Below are 17,754 nucleotides of genomic sequence, written 5' to 3'. Positions count from 1 at the left end.
ACAATTTAGTATTTTTAAAGTAGATTATGCAAACACAAACAATAGCACTTATTGATGACGATAGAAATATACTCACAAGTATAAGTATAGCTCTTGAAAAAGAGGGCTTTAAAGTTCAAACTTACATTGATGGAGAAAGTGCTTTAATTGGATTATCCAGATCACCGCCTGATCTTGCAGTCATTGATATTAAGATGCCAAAAATGGATGGCGAAGAACTTTTAAAAAGATTAAGAAAAAAAACATCTCTACCTGTAATTTTTTTAACATCCAAAGATGATGAAATAGATGAACTGATAGGATTAAAATTAGGTGCAGATGATTTTATGAAAAAATCAGGAGGATTCTCCATAAAAGTTTTAATTGAGAGAATTAGAGTCCAGCTTAGGAAAAAAGATATTAATATTAATCTTGAAGAAACAAAAAATATAATTTCTCATGGTAAGCTCAAACTTGACCCATCTCAACTTGAGTGTGAATGGGATGGCAAACAATTACCAGATAAGCTGACTACTACAGAATTTTTAATAGTTAAAGAGCTGGCTAAGAGGCCTGGGATAATTAAAGAAAGAGCACAATTGATGGATATTGCTTATAGAGAAGATACTGATATTGAAGATAGAACTATAGATAGCCACGTTAAAAGGATTAGAAAAAAATTTAAAAAAGTTGATTCTGAATTTACTGCAATAGAAACAAGATATGGCAGTGGATACAGATGGAATGTTAGTTAATGTTTGGTAATTTTCTTAAAAGTCTATCTATTTTAAAAAAATTTCTATTTATTAATTTAATAGTTTTTATAGTTATTGGAAGTTTAACACTTATATATATTGGAAATGTTAAGCCTAATTTAATAAAAGATAAAAAAAGCAAACATATTCAAGTAATAGACAATACAATTGAGCATATTTTAAGATTAAATATTAAATTTGAAGAAGAAGATATTAGAAAGTTTTTATTCTCGACAAGATTTTTATTTCAAAATTTAGACAGAGTTATTTTATTTGATAATCAATTTAATTTAGTAGGAGATACAGACACATTAGATTTAGACCCAAGGTCTTTCTCTAATAGATTAGATATAGTCCAGCTAGAAATTTTAAATGAAGAAACAAGCAAAAAGATAATTGAGACAAAAAATATAAACAAAAAAAAATCAGTTTCTTTAAAAGATATTTTAACTAATTATTCTGAGTCAAAAAATTATGGTCAGCCATTTACTTTTACACAAGAGGGGTATGATAAGTTTTTATTAACAACTGTAAAGAATGTAGTACTAGATGAAAATAATATTGGGTATTTAGCAATTTCTGAAAATGCTAGCGATATTAGTTCTGCAATTAATGAAAGAAAAACTTTCATATTAAGAACTGCAATTTTTGTTGGAATAGTGATTTTTGTATTTTCTTTTGTTTTAAATAGATATTTTCTTAAACCAATAAAAAATTTAGTAGAATATACAAAAACAATAAAAGAAAAGAGTAGAAAGAAAACCAATATAAATGAACTTAAAAATAGAAATGATGAGCTTGGAAAATTATCAAATTCACTAGATGATATGACCAATGAGCTTCAAAAAAGAATTTCTCATGCAGAAAATTTTTCAACAGATTTAGTTCATGAAATTAGAAATCCACTCACATCATTAAAAAGTGCCTCAGAAATACTACATGAAACAGAAGATCCTAAGCAAAGGAGTAAACTAATTGATATTCTAAATCATGATGTACAAAGAATTGAAAGATTAATTACAGATTATTCCCAAATATTAAAAGATGAGGTTGCTTTAAGTAAGGAAAAAATGAAAAAAATTGATTTAAAAGTAATTGCAAAATCTGTAGTTGATGATTTCAACAATATTTATGAAGCAAAAAGAAATATTCAAATAATTTTAAAAGACTCAGATAGCAAAGAGCAGTATTTTATTAATGGAATAGAAAATAGAATAGAACAAATTATTGCAAATCTATTAGATAATTCAATTTCATTTAGTGAAGATAAAAAAAAGATCTTAGTTGAAATTTATAAAAGAGATAAGCACGAGATTATTTTAAAAGTTATTGATGAAGGTAAGGGATTTAAAGAAACAGACACAAAAAAAATATTTGATAGATTCTATAGCAATAGACCAGATACCTTTGGTGAACATTCAGGTTTAGGGTTAAACATTGTAAAAAACCTAGCAGATTTACATGGTGCTACTATTAATGCTTCAAATAATATAATGCAAAAAGGTGCAAATGTTGAGATTGTCTTTACTAAAGTTTAATCATAAGTTGATTAATAAAATATTTATTGTATAAAACCGAGCAATGGATGATTTTAAAGTTAAAGACATATCACTAGCAGATTTTGGAAGAAAAGAAATTTCAATAGCAGAAAGTGAAATGCCAGGTCTAATGGCATTAAGAGAAGAGTATTCAGATAAAGCACCCTTAAAAGGAGCAAGAATATTAGGGTGTCTTCATATGACAATTCAAACAGCAGTTTTAATTGAAACTCTAGTAGAACTTGGAGCAGAAGTCAGATGGTCTTCCTGTAATATTTTTTCAACACAGGATCATGCAGCTGCAGCAATAGCTAAAGCAGGAATACCAGTTTTTGCATGGAAAGGCGAAACTGAAGAGGAAGCTGTATGGTGCATAAGACAAACAATAGAAGGCAAAAAAGACTGGAAAGCAAATATGCTATTAGACGATGGTGGTGATTTAACTGCAATGATGCATAGTGATTACAAAGATTTATTAAAAGAAGTAAAAGGTGTTTCAGAAGAAACGACAACTGGAATTAAGGCATTAAATAAAATGGAAAAAGATGGGTCATTAATGATTCCAGCAATTAATGTTAATGACTCAGTTACAAAATCAAAATTTGACAACTTATATGGTTGCAGAGAAAGTTTAGTAGATGGAATTAGAAGAGCCACAGATGTAATGATGTCTGGTAAGGTTGCAATTGTTGCAGGTTTTGGTGATGTTGGAAAGGGTAGTGCCGCATCTTTAAGACAAAGTGGTGCAAGAGTTATGGTTACAGAAGCGGATCCAATTTGTGCACTCCAGGCAGCAATGGAGGGCTATGAAGTAGTTTTAATGGATGAAGCAATAAGTAAAGCAGATATTGTTGTTACAGCTACAGGCAATATAGATATTGTTACTGCAGATCATATGAGAAATATGAAAGATCGAGCGATACTATGTAATATTGGTCACTTTGATAATGAGATTCAAGTAGAGGCTTTAAAAAATTATAAATGGACAGAAGTTAAGCCAGAAGTTGACGAGATAGAATTGGTTGATGGAAAGAGAATTATTCTTTTAGCTAAAGGTAGATTGGTAAACTTAGGATGTGCAACTGGACATCCAAGCTTTGTAATGAGTGCATCATTTACAAATCAAGTAATGGCACAAATAGAGCTTTGGGATAACCATAAAAATTATGAAAATAAAGTTTATGTATTACCAAAATCTTTAGATGAAAAAGTAGCCATGCTTCATTTAAAAAAAGTAGGTGCAAAACTTACAAAACTGTCAAAAGACCAAGCTGATTATATAAGTGTTGAAACAGAAGGTCCATTTAAACCAGATGCATATCGCTACTAACAGCGAAATAATAGACATCTCTTTAGAAGTTAAGACAGCTGAACTAGCAAAAAATTTTTCAAAAATACTTAAAAAAGGTGACGTAATATTTTTTCATGGTGAAATTGGAGTTGGAAAAACAACATTTATAAGACACTTGATAAACTGTTTTCAGGTAAAAAATCATCTGAACCTAACAGAAGTTACAAGTCCTACATTTAACCTAGTAAACGAATACGATGTAGGAGTTTTAACAATACAACATTATGATTTATATAGACTAACAAATAGTCACGAGACAAAAAACATTGGATTATTGGAAAATCAAAAAGAATTTCTAACGTTAATTGAATGGCCTGAAAAAATAGAGAATAAAATAAATAATAAAATTGATTTATTTTTTGAATATGGAGAAAATATGAACAAAAGATTTTTAACTATTAAAGGTATAAACAATAAAACATTAAATGAGATTATTTAAATCAACATTAAAAAAAATTAAGGGTGATGCATCATTTAGATTTTTTTATAGAAAAAAAAATAATAAAAAAAATTCAATTATAGTTTATGCCACAAAAGAAAAAGTAAAAAACTTATTAATATATGATGCTATAAATAGTTTATTGATTGAAAATAAAATTTTAGCTCCAAAACTATATAAAGAAAATTATAAGCAAAACTCTATAGAAATTGAAGACTTTGGTGATGAAACAATATTTAAACTATTAAAAAAAAATGGAAGTAATAAAATTAATTTATACAAAAAATCTATTGATTTGCTGAGTAATATTCAAAAAATTAAACAAAATAAAATTAAAAATTTTAAAGGAAAAAATTATAATATCCCAGTTTATGATGACAATAAATTACTTAAAGAAGCTAAATTATTTTCTGATTGGTATACAAAAAAATATATATCTAAAAAAAAATTAAAAACTTTAAATATTGAAATTAATAAACAAATAAAATTTTTAATATCTAATCTTAAATTAAAAAATGATACTTTTGTTCACCGAGATTTTCACGTATCAAATTTAATGAGACATAAAAAACAATTTGCAACTATTGATACACAAGATGCGCTAATAGGTAATAGAGCCTATGATTTAGCATCTTTGATTGATGATGTTAGGTTTAAGTCAAATAAAAAATTAAAGGAAAGAATTTATAACTATTATTTAAAGTTAAATAATAAAAAAATTAACAAAGCTATTTTATTAAATGATTTTGAAATATTATCAGTGCTAAGAAATATGAAAATAATAGGGATTTTTGTAAGGTTGGCTGTAAGAGACAAAAAGAAGACTTATTTAAAACTAATACCCTACGCCTGGAAATTAATAGAGTTTAGAATGCAAAATAGTGAAATATTTGGTGGTCTTAAAAGATTACTAGATATTAATTTTCCAAAAAAAATAAGGACCCTTAAATGAAAATTAACACTGCATTAATTTTGTGTGCTGGTTATGGGAAGAGGTTAAATCCCCTAACACTAGTAGAGCCGAAGCCACTATTGAAGGTTAATGGAATTACATTACTTGAGAACTGTATAAATTTAATTAAATCTTTAGGAATAAAAAAAATAATATTAAATACGTTTTATTTAAAAGAAAAAATTGAAAGCTTTGTTGAGATAAAAAAATTTGATTTAGATATTAAAATAATCAATGATGGAAAAAAAATTTTAAATACAGGTGGTGGAATTTTAAATATGATGAATTCCTCAAATGATTCCAGTTTTCTAATATTAAACCCAGATACTCTTTGGAATCAAGGTTATTTAAAAAAGATTAAAGAAATGGAAGATTTTTATTTTACTAATCAAATTAAAAATATACTTTTACTCGTTAACAAAAATCTTAGTTTTGATGAAAAATTAAAAGGTGATTTCAATCTTTTAAAAAATAAAATTAAAAAAGAAATTCAAAATGATTTAATTTATACTGGCTGTCAAATAATGAATAAAGATTTATTTGATTCATATTCGGTTAGCGATTTTTCTATAGCAGAAGTTTGGAATCAATTAGTTATTAAAAATGAATTATATGGTTATGAAAGTGTAGAAAGCTTTTATCATTTGACTAATTTTAAAATTTATAAAGAGTTATTAAAAAATAATTAAATCTTTAGCTCTATCTTTATCTAAATATTTACATTCAATAATTTCCTGCTTTGAATTCAGATTAATTAAAAGTGGGTTTCCAGTTGGTATTTCAAGTAACGATATTTTTTTATTATCTAGTTTAAATAAAAATTTACACAAAGCTCTAATTGAATTGCCATGAGCTGAAATTAAAATATTTTTATTATCTAATAATTTATTACAAATATCAGAATTATAATATTCCATTACTCTTTCATAAGTATCTTTAAGAGATTCTGTATCTGGAATTTTATCCCTAGAGATAGTTTTATACGCATCAATATTTATTGGATGATATGGATTATTTCTACTTAGAGGATCAGGTTTTATATCCCAGGACCTTCTAAATTTATGAATTTTATCTTCCCCAAGCTTTTCCTTCATTTCATCTTTATTTAGACCAGTTAAAGACCCATAATGTCTTTCGTTGAATTGCCATGCTCTTATGGGTTTTTTGTTATCTCTCAATGTGTCTTGAATAAATTTTAGAGTATTAATGGCTCTTAGTTGAAAAGATGAATAGAAATAATCTATATTTAGCTTTAGTTCTCTAACATACTCACCAGATTTACATGCTTCCAATTTTCCTTGACCAGTAAGATCCACATCGACCCAACCTGTAAATCTTTTTTCTAGGTTCCACTCACTTTGACCATGTCTAACTAATATTAAATGAGGCATTTGATATATTTTGATAACTGATAAAAAGAACAAAATAAATAAAATTATTATGAAATATAAAAAAAAACTTTTAATTCCTGCTTTTCACACTGCTAACTTAATATTGATAATAATTTATTTATATCCTGGGAGTATATTTGGCTATCTTTTATATGGTGATAGTTCTATCCAACCTCAAATTACTAGAGATTTTATAATTTCTTCTAATCACGCATATGTATTTATTGTTCTTTCTGTTCTAGGAATTAGTGCTTATCAAGATACAAGAAAAATTAAAATAGTGACAATATATTTATTTTTATTATCAATTATTTTAGAATTAGCTCATATTATTATTCCACTAAGAGCGTTTGAATGGACTGATTTGTTTGGAAATATTGTAGGCATTATATTTGTAATAATTATTTATAAAGCTAAAGATAAGTATGTTTAAGTTAAAAAATATTTTTTATACTCTGTTAATTATTTTACTTTCAGCGTGCTCCTCTATACCTAAAAATACATCAAACAGTTGCTCTATTTTTAACGAGAGATATCTTTGGTATAAACATGCAAAAAGTACTGAGAATAAATGGGGTACCCCAATTTATGTTCAGTTAGCCATTATTAAAATGGAATCTGATTTTGATTGGTTAGCAAAACCACAACGACAAAAACTATTTAAAGTTATACCCTTTAAGCGTCCATCAAGCTCTTTTGGTTATTCCCAGGCTGTAAAAGGAACTTGGGAGCAGTATAAAAATGAAACAGGTAATAAACTTGCAACTAGAGCAAGATTTAAAGATAGTGTAGATTTTATTGGTTGGTATACAGACAAAACTGAGTCCCTTTTAAAGATTTCTAAGAAAGATGCTTTTAGGCAATATCTTGCATATCATGAGGGGTGGGGTGGTTATAAAAATTATAAGAATAATCAAAAAGTTATAGGCTTAGCTAAAAAAGTAGAAAAACAATCTAACAAATATAAAGCTCAATTAAAAAAATGTCAGAAAAGATTAAATAAAAATAAATATATTATTTTTTAACGAAGTTGTTTTTTTAACTCAATATCAACAGCATCTATTCTTTTTGTATTTTTAGCTAAAATTAAATACATTGTTGGAGTAACGTAGAGTGTAAAGAATGTTGATATAATCATGCCACCTAAAATAGTGGCCCCTACAGCTAATCTAGAAGCTTCACCTGCGCCTGGTCCAATATTACCTATAACCAGAGGTATCATTGCTATCATTGTACTTATTGATGTCATCATTATTGGTCTAAATCTTAATTGACAAGCTTCTTTAACTGACGTTTCAATATTTTTTCCAGCTGTCCTTAATTGATTAGCATAATCAACAATTAGAATACTATTTTTAGTCGATATTCCTATTAAAATGACAAGTGCTATTTGTGAGAAGATATTAATAGAACTATTTAAAAATAGAATAAAGACCAATCCTCCAAACAAAGCAAGTGGGACAGTTAACATAATAATAAATGGGTGTATAAATGAATTAAAAGTTGCAGCCATTACCAGGTAGGCAGTTAGAAATGCTAATCCAAAAATAATAAACAGCTCGTTACTAGTTTCTTTTATTTCTTCTGATTTACCCTTCCATGCAATTTGATTGGAAGAGCCAATTTCTTGCATCGTCTCTTCTAAATATGCAATTGCCTCTGTAAGCGTATAAGATTCAGATATATTTGCAGATATTGTTACAGCTCTCTGCCTGTTATATCTTGCTAATTTTTTTGCAGATCCTTTTTCACTAAACTCTACTAAATTTGCTAAAGAAATTAATTTTCCAGTAGTTTCTGATCTAACAAATATTTTAGAAAGCCCCTGTTGAGATCTTCTGTCAACCAAGTATTGCTGAAGTATAATTGGATATTCTTTACCAAGTCTATTAAATTTTGTTACAGTTTTTCCACCATAAAGAGTTTCTAAAGTTTTTCCAATTGAGTCAGTAGATATATCTAAATCTTTAGCTTTGTTTTTATTAATTACCAGTTTGATTTCAGGTTTGTCTCTAGAATAGTCAGATTCTATTCTGGATAAGTTTTTATTCTGTCTTAATTTTCTAATAACTTTAGATTGTATTTCTTCTAACTCTTCGTAAGTACTACCCAATATAACCATTTGAACTGGTTTATTGTAGCTAGAAACTCTAATAGATTGTGGTGAAATTGGAAAAGCTACAGTTTCTGGTACAGTCACAATTTTTCCAATTGCTTCCCTCATTATTGTTTGTGAACTTTTATCTCTTTCGGCCCATTCATCCAATAATGCAATTATTATAAAGCTGTTAAAAGAATTTTTGTTGCTTCCAAATCCTGGCACTCTCATTATGAATCTTTTATATGGACTATCCTCAGCCTGAAGAAGTGGAATTAATCTTTTTTCAACATCTTCGGCTCTTTTTTCAGTATATTCAAAAGAACTCCCCTCATCTGTAAATCCAAGAACCAGATATACACCTCGATCTTCCATGGGTAGCAATTCTTTTTTTGTAAAATGAAATAAAACACTAGAGATAATAATAGTGAAGACAATAAATGAAATAACAATTTTTTTCTTATTTAGCCAATAGCTCAATGTTTCTTCATACAATTTTGATAATGATTTAAAAAACTTGTCAAATTTAGTAACTATAAGATTTTGCTTAGGTTCCTTCTTTAAAAACTTACTTGCTAACATGGGTGACAATGTAAGCGCAACAAAAGAGGATATCACAACTGAAAAAGATAAGGCAATCGCAGTTTCTCTAAATAACGTGCCTGCAATTCCATCTATAAAAATTAAGGGAATAAACACGGCAACTAGAATTAATGTTGTAGCAACGATTGCAAAACTAATTTGTTTTGATCCTTTATAAGCCGCAACCAAAGGGCTTTCTCCATTTTCAATTCTTCTATAAATTGCATCTGTCATTATGACTGAATCATCAGTAATTATTCCAATGGCCAAAATAAAGCTTAATAAAACAAAAATATTTATTGATAAACCAAATAAGTAAAGACCTAAAAAAGATGCTATCAAACTTACAGGTAATGCAACTGCTGGCACAATTACAGCTTTTATATTTCCCAAGAATAAATAAATAATAATAACCACAAGTATAAAAGCGATGATTAAAGTTTTGTAAACTTCGTCAATAGCAGTACCCACATATGTTGCCCTGTTAAAAGCCACTTCTATATTTAGATCACCTGGTAATGTTTTTTTAACTTCATCTATTTTTTTACTTATTTCTTTAGATAGTTCTACTGTTGAAGCGCCACTTTTTGCATAAATACCAATTCCTACAGTTTTTAGATTTAAAGCATCCTTACTTTGTGCCTTAAAAAGATTTTTTTCTGAAACTGGACCAAATTCAATATTGGCAATATCTGCAAGTCTTACAATACTATTTTGGTTTTTTTTTATAGGTAATGCTTTTAATTTTTCTATATCATCATATGATTTATCCAAGTTTAATATTAAATCAATATTGTTAGCCTCAAGAGTACCTGCTGGCAGACTTACATTTTCTTTTCCTATTGCTATCTCAACTTCTTGAATGGTCAAATTGTAAGCTGCAAGTTTAATTGGATCTATCCAGACTCTAACACTTAAATCTCTTAAACCACCAGTTCTAATGGTTCCTACGTTCTTAACACTAGAAAATTGATCTACCAAATATCTCTCAACATAATCTCCAAGTTCCAAATCACTCCAAGTAGCAGAAGATACAGCTAGCCACATAGTAGTTGAAAACCCTGCCGATTGCTTAAGTATTTGAGGGGCATCAGCTTCACTTGGTAATCTATCAACAATTCTTGCTACTCTCTCTCTTATATCATTGGCTGCATTATCTAGGTTGATGTCAGTATTAAATTCAACATTAATTGAACTACTTCCATTTTCTGATGTTGAGTTAATATTTTTTACTCCTTCAACTCCACCAATTACATCTTCAATTACTTGAGTTACCTCTTGATCAATTATAGGAGCTGAAGCAGACTTATAGTCTACTTTAATTTGAACTACAGGAGGCTGTAAACCTTCAGGTAATTCTCTCACGGGTAATTGTGAAAAAACAAATATTCCAAAAACGATTAATATAAGAGACATTACCCAAGCAACAACTGGTCTTCTTATGCTTAAATCAGTTATAAACATTATTTTTTAATTGGTTTAACTTTTCCTCTTGGCCTAACTTTTTTTAGTCCTTCAGCAACGATAGTCTCCCCATCATTAAGACCAGAGATTATCTCAATAAATCCACCATCTCTTATTCCAATTTCTATTTCAGTTTTATTTACAATATTGTCTTTTGAAACTTTATAGACATAAGTTTTGCTTCCCTCTACCATCATACTGGTATCAGGTATTGCAAGAGAGTTTCGTTCGTTATAATTAATAACAACCTCTAGAAGAGAGCCAGGTATTAATTCAGAATTTTCATTTTCAATCATGACTCTTGTAAGTAAACTTCTCGTTTCAGCATTAATTCTGCTTGAAACAGCATAGACTTTTCCACTGTATGTTTTGTTTTTGTTGCCTGAGAATTTTGCCTTAATGGGTAAATCTTTTTGTATGAATGATGAAAAAGTTTCAGGAATTTTTAGGTCAGAATATATAATCGAGTTATCGTCTAAAGTTATAATAATTGAGTTATCTGAACCAAGAATATCACCAGTAATACCTCTGTATCCAAGAACACCGTTGAAAGGTGCTATAATGTTTCTATCTTTAAGCTTAACAATTAGATCACCTTTTTTTACATAGTCTTTAAGGATTAGCTCAGATATTAAATTATTTCTTTTAATTCTAAAAGACTCTGCTCTCTTTGATACTGCTGTACCAAAGCTTTCAATATTTTCTGAAAAACTTTTGTAAACTACCTCTTTAACAATTACTCCAGGTGGAGGTCTTTTACTAAATTTTTTTTTAAAATGATTACCAATCATTGTTCTTCCAACAATCACAATTGTGATTATTAAAAAGAAAGTAATGATTACTGTAGTAATTTTTGTTGATCTTTTCATATCTTAATTTTTTCCATACTCACTCCATGAACCATCATAGATTGTTGGCATATATTTAGTGTCTATTAGAGAATAAGCAAGAGCCAAAACAGAAGCGGTAACTCCAGAACCACATGTAAACACTATATTTTCATTAAGGTTACATTTAGTTAGTCTAAATTTTTCAAGAATTTTTTCTTTAGTAATGAATGTATGATCTTCATTAATAAGTTCAGAAAAAGGAAGACAAAAAGAATTTTTTATAGAACCACTTCTTAACCCTTTTCTTGGTTCAGGAACCTTGCCCTCAAATCTTTCTCTACTTCTTGCATCCATAACTCTGAAGTCATTTTTTTCAATATTTTCATCAATTTGTTCTTTATTTTTTACTAATTTTTTTTTTTCGTTAGCTATATAATTGGAGCTAATAATTTTTGTTAAATTACTTACTGTAGGTTTTTTTTCGTTCATCCATTTTTTTAACCCACCGTCTAGCACATGGACCAAACTTGGATCATGTCCAAAGTAAATAAAATTATACCAACACCTGCAAGAACTAATTACATCGGAATTATCATAAATTATTATTCGGTCCTCATTTTTAATTCCCAAATTTGATATAATTTTCTCCCAAGATTTAATATCAGTTAACATATGAGGTAAATCAGTATCTGTTTTAGAATTTTTATCTAAGTCAAAAAATATTGTGTTCTCTATATGTAACTGTTGATATTCTTCAAAACTATTTCTTTTTGTTTGGGGCATGTGCCATGAACAATCAATAATTTTTACTTTATCTAAATTTTTTTCTAACCAATTTGTATTAACTAATGACACATTATCTTTTTTCCAAATATCTCTGATGATATTCTTCTGCTGGACAATAATTTTTTAATAAAGAAAATTTTGTTACTACTTTTCCAGATAAATTTGAATTCATTTTTTTAATTACATTTTCAGCAATTTCTTTCTGCTTGTCATTTAGGTAAAATATTTCACTTCTATATTGTGTTCCAAAATCTGGTCCTTGTGAATTTAATGTTGTTGGGTCATGAATTTCAAAGAAAAATTCTAAAATTTTTTCATAAGAAATAATTTTTGGATCAAAGTCTAATTTAACGACTTCTGCATGACTTGTATTACCTGTACATACTTCTTTATAAGTAGTTTCTTTACTGTCACCACCACAATAACCAACCTCAGTTTTAATAACTCCTTCGAGTCTACTAAACTTGATTTCTGGTCCCCAAAAACACCCCAAACCTAAAATTGCTATTTCCATTGCTTATCCTTTAATTTAATCTACAAATTATTCTTATGCTTAGTAAAAATCAATCAGGCTTTTTGTACATGTTTATGTCGGTATGTGCATTTTCTTTTATGGATTTAATAGTTAAATGGTCTGAATATTATCCTTTAGGTCAAGTGTTATTTTTCAGAGGTTTTTTTGGAGTAGTTATTTATTTTTTTATAATGCCACGAGCTAGGATTAAAAATTTTTATCTCACAAAAAGGGCAGGTTTACATTTTTTAAGATGCTTATTTGGATTGATAGCTCTAATTGCAATATTTATTGCACTAAGAAACTTACCATTAGCCACAGTAGTCAGCATTTCTTTTGCTGCCCCTATATTCACTACAATTTTTTCAATTTTTTTTTTAAGTGAGAAAGTTGGATTTTATAGATGGCTTGCTGTATCCATTGGATTTATTGGAATTATTGTTATAACCGAACCTGGTTTTGGTGCTCTAAATATATATTATATTTACCCGATTATTTTTTGTTTAGGTTTATCTTATGTTGCCATTGCAATTAGACAGCTATCTACAACAGAACCAGTTTGGCTTATTGCTCTTAATTTTTCAATAGTTATTACTCTAGCAAGCTTATTTACAATTCCTTTTGGCTGGGTGATGCCGAGTGTTCAAGATTTAGTTTTATTGTGTATGATTGGATTTTTAGGAGGTTTTGCAAATTTATGGCTTAGTCAATCTTTTAAATTATCTGAAGTTTCTCTTGTATCGCCATTAAAGTATTTAGCATTAGTTTTTGGAATAATTTTTGGATATTTAATTTGGGATGAGATTCCTACGACAAAAACATTACTCGGTGCATTGTTGGTTGTGGCTTCTTCTTTAATTATTCTTAGAAGAGAAATTTATCACAAAAAAGAAATACCATCTACCACTAGACATGAATAAAAAACCAAAATATTGGAATACTGCAAAAAAATATTTATCTAATAAAGATAAAGTGATGTCTTCATTAATTAGTAAATATAAATCTCCCTCAGAAGCTGTGCTTACTTCTAGAAAAGATATATTTTTTTCATTATGTAAAAGTATTATTGGACAGCAAATTAGCGTTGCTGCTGCTAATTCTGTTTTTTTAAAATTTAAAAAAAAATGTAAAAACAAGATTAATGCAAAAACAATTTCTAAACTTTCCTCTGCTCAACTTAGAAGTTGTGGATTAAGTGGACAGAAAGTTAGAGGAATAAAAAGTTTAGCAAAGCAAACATTAGATAAATCTTTTAATCCTAGATTAATACCTAAAATGTCTGATGAAGAGGCCATTATTTATTTATCCCAGTTAAGACAAATTGGTAGATGGTCAGCTGAGATGATCTTGCTATTTACATATAATAGGTCAAACATTTGGCCCATACAAGATATTGGACTTTTAAGAGGAATTTCAAAGAATTATAAAAAAAATTACTTACCCCCAGAATCTTATGTAAAATTATTAAACAAAAGATTTACTCCATATTGTTCGGTAGCAACCTGGTATCTATGGAGAAGTATAGATCCAGAACCTATTCAGTATTAAAACCTTGAATAATTTGTAAATTTCTTTCAGTGGTAGCCTTAGCCAATGCCCATCCATCTTGGTATTCTTTAGATTCATGACATTCTAAAGCTGTTTCATAAGTTGGAAATTCCCAAATTACAGTTCTTGAAAAGTTTTCACCTTCTAGATTTTGATATTTTCCACCTCTAACCAGCGGCTTCCCACCAAAATTTTTTATAATAGGGGTTACTTTGGTAGAATAATCTTTCAAATTTTTTATATTATCAATCTTCTTATATAGCGCTATCCAGTATCCTTTCATTATTCCTCAATCCAATCTTTAAGTTTATCTTTATTTTCTGAAATATATGATGGTAATAAATTAATATTAATTTTATTTAATTTATTTGCTCCATCAAACTTATTTTCTTTTTGATCAGCTCTTATATTGTAAATTGTTTTCTTATTATTAATCATTTCCTGAATACCTTTTTCACCAACTGGATTTAAGTCATAATCTATATGATGAAGATATGATTTAAGTTTTTTTTCAATATCTTTTGGATTTTTTAAATATGAAAAATGCCATCCCCCATCTTCTGCAAATAAAATATTACTATATTTTCTCTTAGAAAAATAAGTATCAATTCTCCACCAATTATATTCTCTGTCTTTTATATCTCTTATCCACTGTGGAGATTCTAAGTTTTTCATTTTACATGCTTTACTTCCAACCCAAATATAATTTTCTAATTTTAAATTAAATTTGTAGTACATCATATGTTGTTTAAAAAATATTAAGTTATTTTTTGTATTTTTTAAATTAATCTTAGATAAATTAGGTATTTCATCTAGGTCTGAAATAATAATCCAGTCTTCTTTATTTGCTTCTGTTAGACCTTTTTGAATTTGATTTCTTTGAAGGTTTTCTCTTTTCCAGGCATTAAGGATTGATTTTCTGTATATTTCAGTTTCTTTATCATCTTTGTTTATTTTTTCTATTCCTGGCGGAATATCATTTGTTAAAATATATTTAATTTTATCTTTAAATTTTTCAAATTTAGCTATATTGAATAGAGGAGTTCTTTTTTCCCCTTTATGATTGTATTCAGATTCAATTATTACAAATTTATCAACAAATTTATCTAGAAAATTAAGCCTTACATCTAAGACTACATCTTCATCAAAATACATAAAGCAATCAAATATTTTCATAATTTTTTATTCTTTTTTATTTTTATTTATATGATAAAAAATTTTATGGCAGATAAATTAATTATCACTTTTGATCAGTATACAAAAATTGTTGAAAAATTAGCAATAGAAATCCATAATAACTATAAACCCACTGTATTAGTAGGTATCATGAGGGGTGCTGCCCCAATCCTAGACATTCTTTCTAGGATTCTAAAGCTGCCTATCGCATACATAGTGATTCAGAGTTATTCTGGTAAAGGAATGGAAGATAAACAGGGACAATTAATGTTTGCTAGAGAGATTAGTTCTTTAGCAGAGAATAAGGATTTTGATAAAGTACTACTAGTTGATGATCTATCTGATACCGGACTAACTTTAAATAAAAGTATAGAATGGTTAAAAAAATACGAGCCAACAAAAAATTTTATAAAAGAAGTTAAAACCGCATGCTTATGGAAAAAAAAATCATCTACATTTGAGCCAGATTTTTGCCCAGTAAAACTAGATTCAGATCCTTGGATTGTTCAACCTACTGAACATTATGAAGAGATTTCTATGGAAGAAATAATTAAGAGAAATAGTTAGGGCTGGAATTATTCCAGCCCTAACTATTATATTTTAAGCAACTGCAAAACTAACAACACTTAAGATTGCAATAACCCATATTGCTGGTGAAGTTGAAGAAAACTTACCAGTAAATAATCTGATTAATGCATAAGAAACAAATGCTAAAGCAATACCATTACTAATACTATATGTTAAAGGCATAGCAATCATTGCAAGAATAGCAGGAGCTGCTTCACCAATATCATCCCACTCAATATCAGTTATGTTTCTAACAAAAAGAACAGAAACAAATACTAAAGCTGCACCATCAATTTGCTTAGGTAAACTTGTTGCTAAAGGAGCAAAAAATATACAAGCTAAAAATAGCAGACCAATTACTAAAGAGGTCATTCCTGTTTTTCCACCAGCTTTTACACCAGCTCCAGATTCAACATAACTTGTTACAGTTGTTGTTCCCATCATTGCACCAGCTACAGTTCCAACACTGTCAGCCATCATTGCTTTTTCTATGTCTTTAACTTTACCATTTTTATCAACCTTGCCAGCAACGTTTGCTACTGAGGTTAATGTTCCTGCGGTATCAAAGAAATCAACAAATAATAAAGTAAATACTACAGTTGTCATACCAGCTGTTAATGCTGCTGATAAATCAAAATCAAATAGATAGGTCATTGGGGGCGGTGAACTGGCAATTCCATTAAATTTAGCAAGTCCAGTAGCCCATGCAATAATACTGAACAACAAAATACCAATAATGATATTTCCTTTAACTTTCATTTTTTCAAGAACAATCATTAAAATAAATGCAGCACATCCCAATAAAACAAGTGGATCGCTCAAGTCACCTAACTGAACTAATGTCACTGGATTATCAACAACAACTTCCATAATTTGAAGTCCAATTATTGCTAGGAATAGTCCTATACCAGCACCAATTCCTAATTTTAAACTTTTTGGAATTGAATTAATTAACCATGCTCTAATAGGTGTTAATGAAATGATTAAGAACAAAATTCCAGCAACCAGTACAGCTCCTAAAGCTTCTTGAGGTGTGTAGCCCATTCCAGCACAAACACCGAATGCAACGAATGCATTAATTCCCATGCCTGGTGCCAAACCTATTGGCCATGTTTTTCCATAAAATGCCATTATAAAACAAGCAAGTGCTGTTGCAACAATTGTTGCTGTATACACTGCTCCAAATTCAAAGAAACCTTTTTCTGGTCCAGCAAATTCACCTGATAAAATAAATGGATTTAAAAACATAATGTAAGCCATTGTCAAAAATGTTGTGACACCAGCTATTACTTCTGTTTTAAAATCAGTCTTGTGTTTTTTATAGTCAAAATATTTTTCTAACATTGATCCTCCTAAGATTAAGACCGATTAATATTAGATTAATCATGAAAATACTCTTAAAAATCTAAGTTTATCAACATATTTCAACTTATAAGTTTATATTTATGCCATATTTTGAGTGTTACCATTGAAGTATGTACAAATTGAAATTTATTTTTATAAGCTTATTTTTTTTAACTTTAGTTGCTGGCTGTCAAACAATCAAAGATAAAACAGACAAAATTGTTGAAAAAGAAAATACTAAGTTAAGTAAATATATTGGAAAAACTTCAGATAATTTGCAAATGGAATTAGGCAAGCCAGATGAAGATTTTAAAAATGATAAGGGCAATTTAGAGCTTGTCTATAATACCAAAAAATATGGAATACTCTGTGAAAGAAGGTTTGAAGTAGACTCTAATTCGATTGTGATTGGTTTTGTTTCAAATGGTTGTTTTTAAAAA

20 protein-coding genes are annotated in these 17,754 nt (G+C 28.5%); 12 read left to right on the top strand and 8 right to left on the bottom strand.

All coding sequences use genetic code 11. The features are described 5' to 3' along the window. Positions 1–26: 26 nt before the first annotated feature. Genes ABXT47_RS05850 through ABXT47_RS05825 form a run of 6 tightly spaced genes read left to right on the top strand, consistent with a single transcriptional unit; the run spans position 27 to position 5,703 of the window. Positions 27–734: a response regulator transcription factor gene (locus ABXT47_RS05850; RefSeq protein ID WP_415308195.1), complete on the top strand. Its 708-nt coding sequence runs from the start codon at positions 27–29 to the stop codon at positions 732–734. After that, on the top strand, positions 734–2,272 hold the full coding sequence (locus ABXT47_RS05845; protein WP_415308194.1) for an ATP-binding protein: 1,539 nt from the start codon (positions 734–736) through the stop codon (positions 2,270–2,272). The genes ABXT47_RS05850 and ABXT47_RS05845 overlap by 1 nt, the downstream gene beginning before the upstream one ends. Positions 2,273–2,315: 43 nt before the next feature. Then, entirely contained in the window at positions 2,316–3,602 is a 1,287-nt protein-coding gene (gene ahcY / locus ABXT47_RS05840; RefSeq protein WP_415308193.1) for an adenosylhomocysteinase, read from the top strand. After that, positions 3,586–4,062: a tRNA (adenosine(37)-N6)-threonylcarbamoyltransferase complex ATPase subunit type 1 TsaE gene (gene tsaE, locus ABXT47_RS05835; protein ID WP_415308192.1), complete on the top strand. Its 477-nt coding sequence runs from the start codon at positions 3,586–3,588 to the stop codon at positions 4,060–4,062. Before ahcY ends, tsaE begins: the two co-directional genes overlap by 17 nt. Then, positions 4,049–5,014 (top strand): aminoglycoside phosphotransferase family protein, encoded by a 966-nt coding sequence (locus tag ABXT47_RS05830; protein ID WP_415308191.1) that lies wholly within the window; start codon positions 4,049–4,051, stop codon positions 5,012–5,014. Before tsaE ends, ABXT47_RS05830 begins: the two co-directional genes overlap by 14 nt. Continuing rightward, positions 5,011–5,703, top strand: coding sequence for a sugar phosphate nucleotidyltransferase (locus ABXT47_RS05825; protein ID WP_415308190.1), 693 nt, complete (start codon positions 5,011–5,013; stop codon positions 5,701–5,703). Before ABXT47_RS05830 ends, ABXT47_RS05825 begins: the two co-directional genes overlap by 4 nt. On the opposite strand, the gene ABXT47_RS05820 is transcribed toward ABXT47_RS05825, so the two are convergent. Next, a complete protein-coding gene (locus tag ABXT47_RS05820) occupies positions 5,689–6,405 on the bottom strand; it encodes a 2,3-bisphosphoglycerate-dependent phosphoglycerate mutase (RefSeq protein WP_415308189.1) in 717 nt (238 codons plus the stop codon). The genes ABXT47_RS05825 and ABXT47_RS05820 overlap by 15 nt on opposite strands. 49 nt (positions 6,406–6,454) lie before the next feature. Between ABXT47_RS05820 and ABXT47_RS05815 the strand changes: the two genes are divergently transcribed. Continuing rightward, the gene (locus ABXT47_RS05815) at positions 6,455–6,838 is read left to right on the top strand and encodes a hypothetical protein (RefSeq protein WP_415308188.1); all 384 of its coding nucleotides are present in this window, start codon (positions 6,455–6,457) and stop codon (positions 6,836–6,838) included. Next, positions 6,831–7,430 (top strand): lytic transglycosylase, encoded by a 600-nt coding sequence (locus tag ABXT47_RS05810; protein ID WP_415308187.1) that lies wholly within the window; start codon positions 6,831–6,833, stop codon positions 7,428–7,430. The genes ABXT47_RS05815 and ABXT47_RS05810 overlap by 8 nt, the downstream gene beginning before the upstream one ends. Here the strand turns inward: ABXT47_RS05810 and ABXT47_RS05805 are convergent. From ABXT47_RS05805 to msrA, 4 genes are read right to left on the bottom strand one after another with little or no spacing between them, the layout of a single operon-like run. Continuing rightward, positions 7,427–10,549 (bottom strand): efflux RND transporter permease subunit, encoded by a 3,123-nt coding sequence (locus tag ABXT47_RS05805; RefSeq protein WP_415308186.1) that lies wholly within the window; start codon positions 10,547–10,549, stop codon positions 7,427–7,429. The genes ABXT47_RS05810 and ABXT47_RS05805 overlap by 4 nt on opposite strands. After that, positions 10,549–11,418, bottom strand: coding sequence for an efflux RND transporter periplasmic adaptor subunit (locus ABXT47_RS05800; RefSeq protein WP_415308185.1), 870 nt, complete (start codon positions 11,416–11,418; stop codon positions 10,549–10,551). Before ABXT47_RS05800 ends, ABXT47_RS05805 begins: the two co-directional genes overlap by 1 nt. A 3-nt stretch (positions 11,419–11,421) precedes the next feature. Then, positions 11,422–12,234 carry a rhodanese-like domain-containing protein gene (locus tag ABXT47_RS05795; protein WP_415308184.1) on the bottom strand — a complete coding sequence of 271 codons (813 nt, stop codon included), beginning with the start codon at positions 12,232–12,234 and terminating at the stop codon, positions 11,422–11,424. A gap of 1 nt (position 12,235) precedes the next feature. Beyond that, positions 12,236–12,679 carry a peptide-methionine (S)-S-oxide reductase MsrA gene (gene msrA / locus ABXT47_RS05790; RefSeq protein ID WP_415308183.1) on the bottom strand — a complete coding sequence of 148 codons (444 nt, stop codon included), beginning with the start codon at positions 12,677–12,679 and terminating at the stop codon, positions 12,236–12,238. 35 nt (positions 12,680–12,714) lie between these two features. Here msrA and ABXT47_RS05785 point away from each other — a divergent pair, with 35 nt between their 5' ends. Together ABXT47_RS05785 and ABXT47_RS05780 are read left to right on the top strand one after the other, a co-directional pair. Beyond that, positions 12,715–13,599 (top strand): DMT family transporter, encoded by an 885-nt coding sequence (locus ABXT47_RS05785; RefSeq protein ID WP_415308182.1) that lies wholly within the window; start codon positions 12,715–12,717, stop codon positions 13,597–13,599. Then, positions 13,592–14,227 carry a DNA-3-methyladenine glycosylase family protein gene (locus tag ABXT47_RS05780; protein ID WP_415308181.1) on the top strand — a complete coding sequence of 212 codons (636 nt, stop codon included), beginning with the start codon at positions 13,592–13,594 and terminating at the stop codon, positions 14,225–14,227. Before ABXT47_RS05785 ends, ABXT47_RS05780 begins: the two co-directional genes overlap by 8 nt. Here the strand turns inward: ABXT47_RS05780 and ABXT47_RS05775 are convergent. Next, positions 14,214–14,510 (bottom strand): DUF1330 domain-containing protein, encoded by a 297-nt coding sequence (locus ABXT47_RS05775; protein WP_415308180.1) that lies wholly within the window; start codon positions 14,508–14,510, stop codon positions 14,214–14,216. The genes ABXT47_RS05780 and ABXT47_RS05775 overlap by 14 nt on opposite strands. Next, positions 14,510–15,403 (bottom strand): hypothetical protein, encoded by an 894-nt coding sequence (locus tag ABXT47_RS05770; protein WP_415308179.1) that lies wholly within the window; start codon positions 15,401–15,403, stop codon positions 14,510–14,512. Before ABXT47_RS05770 ends, ABXT47_RS05775 begins: the two co-directional genes overlap by 1 nt. Before the next feature lie 30 nt (positions 15,404–15,433). On the opposite strand from ABXT47_RS05770, the gene ABXT47_RS05765 reads away from it, so the two are divergent. Continuing rightward, complete coding sequence (locus ABXT47_RS05765) at positions 15,434–15,970, top strand: phosphoribosyltransferase (protein ID WP_415308178.1); 537 nt, start codon at positions 15,434–15,436, stop codon at positions 15,968–15,970. Positions 15,971–16,003: 33 nt separating this feature from the next. On the opposite strand, the gene ABXT47_RS05760 is transcribed toward ABXT47_RS05765, so the two are convergent. Then, entirely contained in the window at positions 16,004–17,314 is a 1,311-nt protein-coding gene (locus tag ABXT47_RS05760; protein ID WP_415308177.1) for an NCS2 family permease, read from the bottom strand. A gap of 131 nt (positions 17,315–17,445) precedes the next feature. Between ABXT47_RS05760 and ABXT47_RS05755 the strand changes: the two genes are divergently transcribed. Next, complete coding sequence (locus ABXT47_RS05755) at positions 17,446–17,751, top strand: hypothetical protein (protein ID WP_415308176.1); 306 nt, start codon at positions 17,446–17,448, stop codon at positions 17,749–17,751. The last annotated feature ends 3 nt before the right edge of the window (positions 17,752–17,754 follow it).

It is taken from the genome of Candidatus Pelagibacter sp. Uisw_099_02 (genome assembly GCF_047727625.1).
Taxonomy (GTDB): Bacteria; Pseudomonadota; Alphaproteobacteria; order Pelagibacterales; family Pelagibacteraceae; genus Pelagibacter.
The sequence above is the reverse complement of the archived record's forward strand: the minus strand, read 5'-3'. Positions and strand labels throughout refer to the sequence as shown.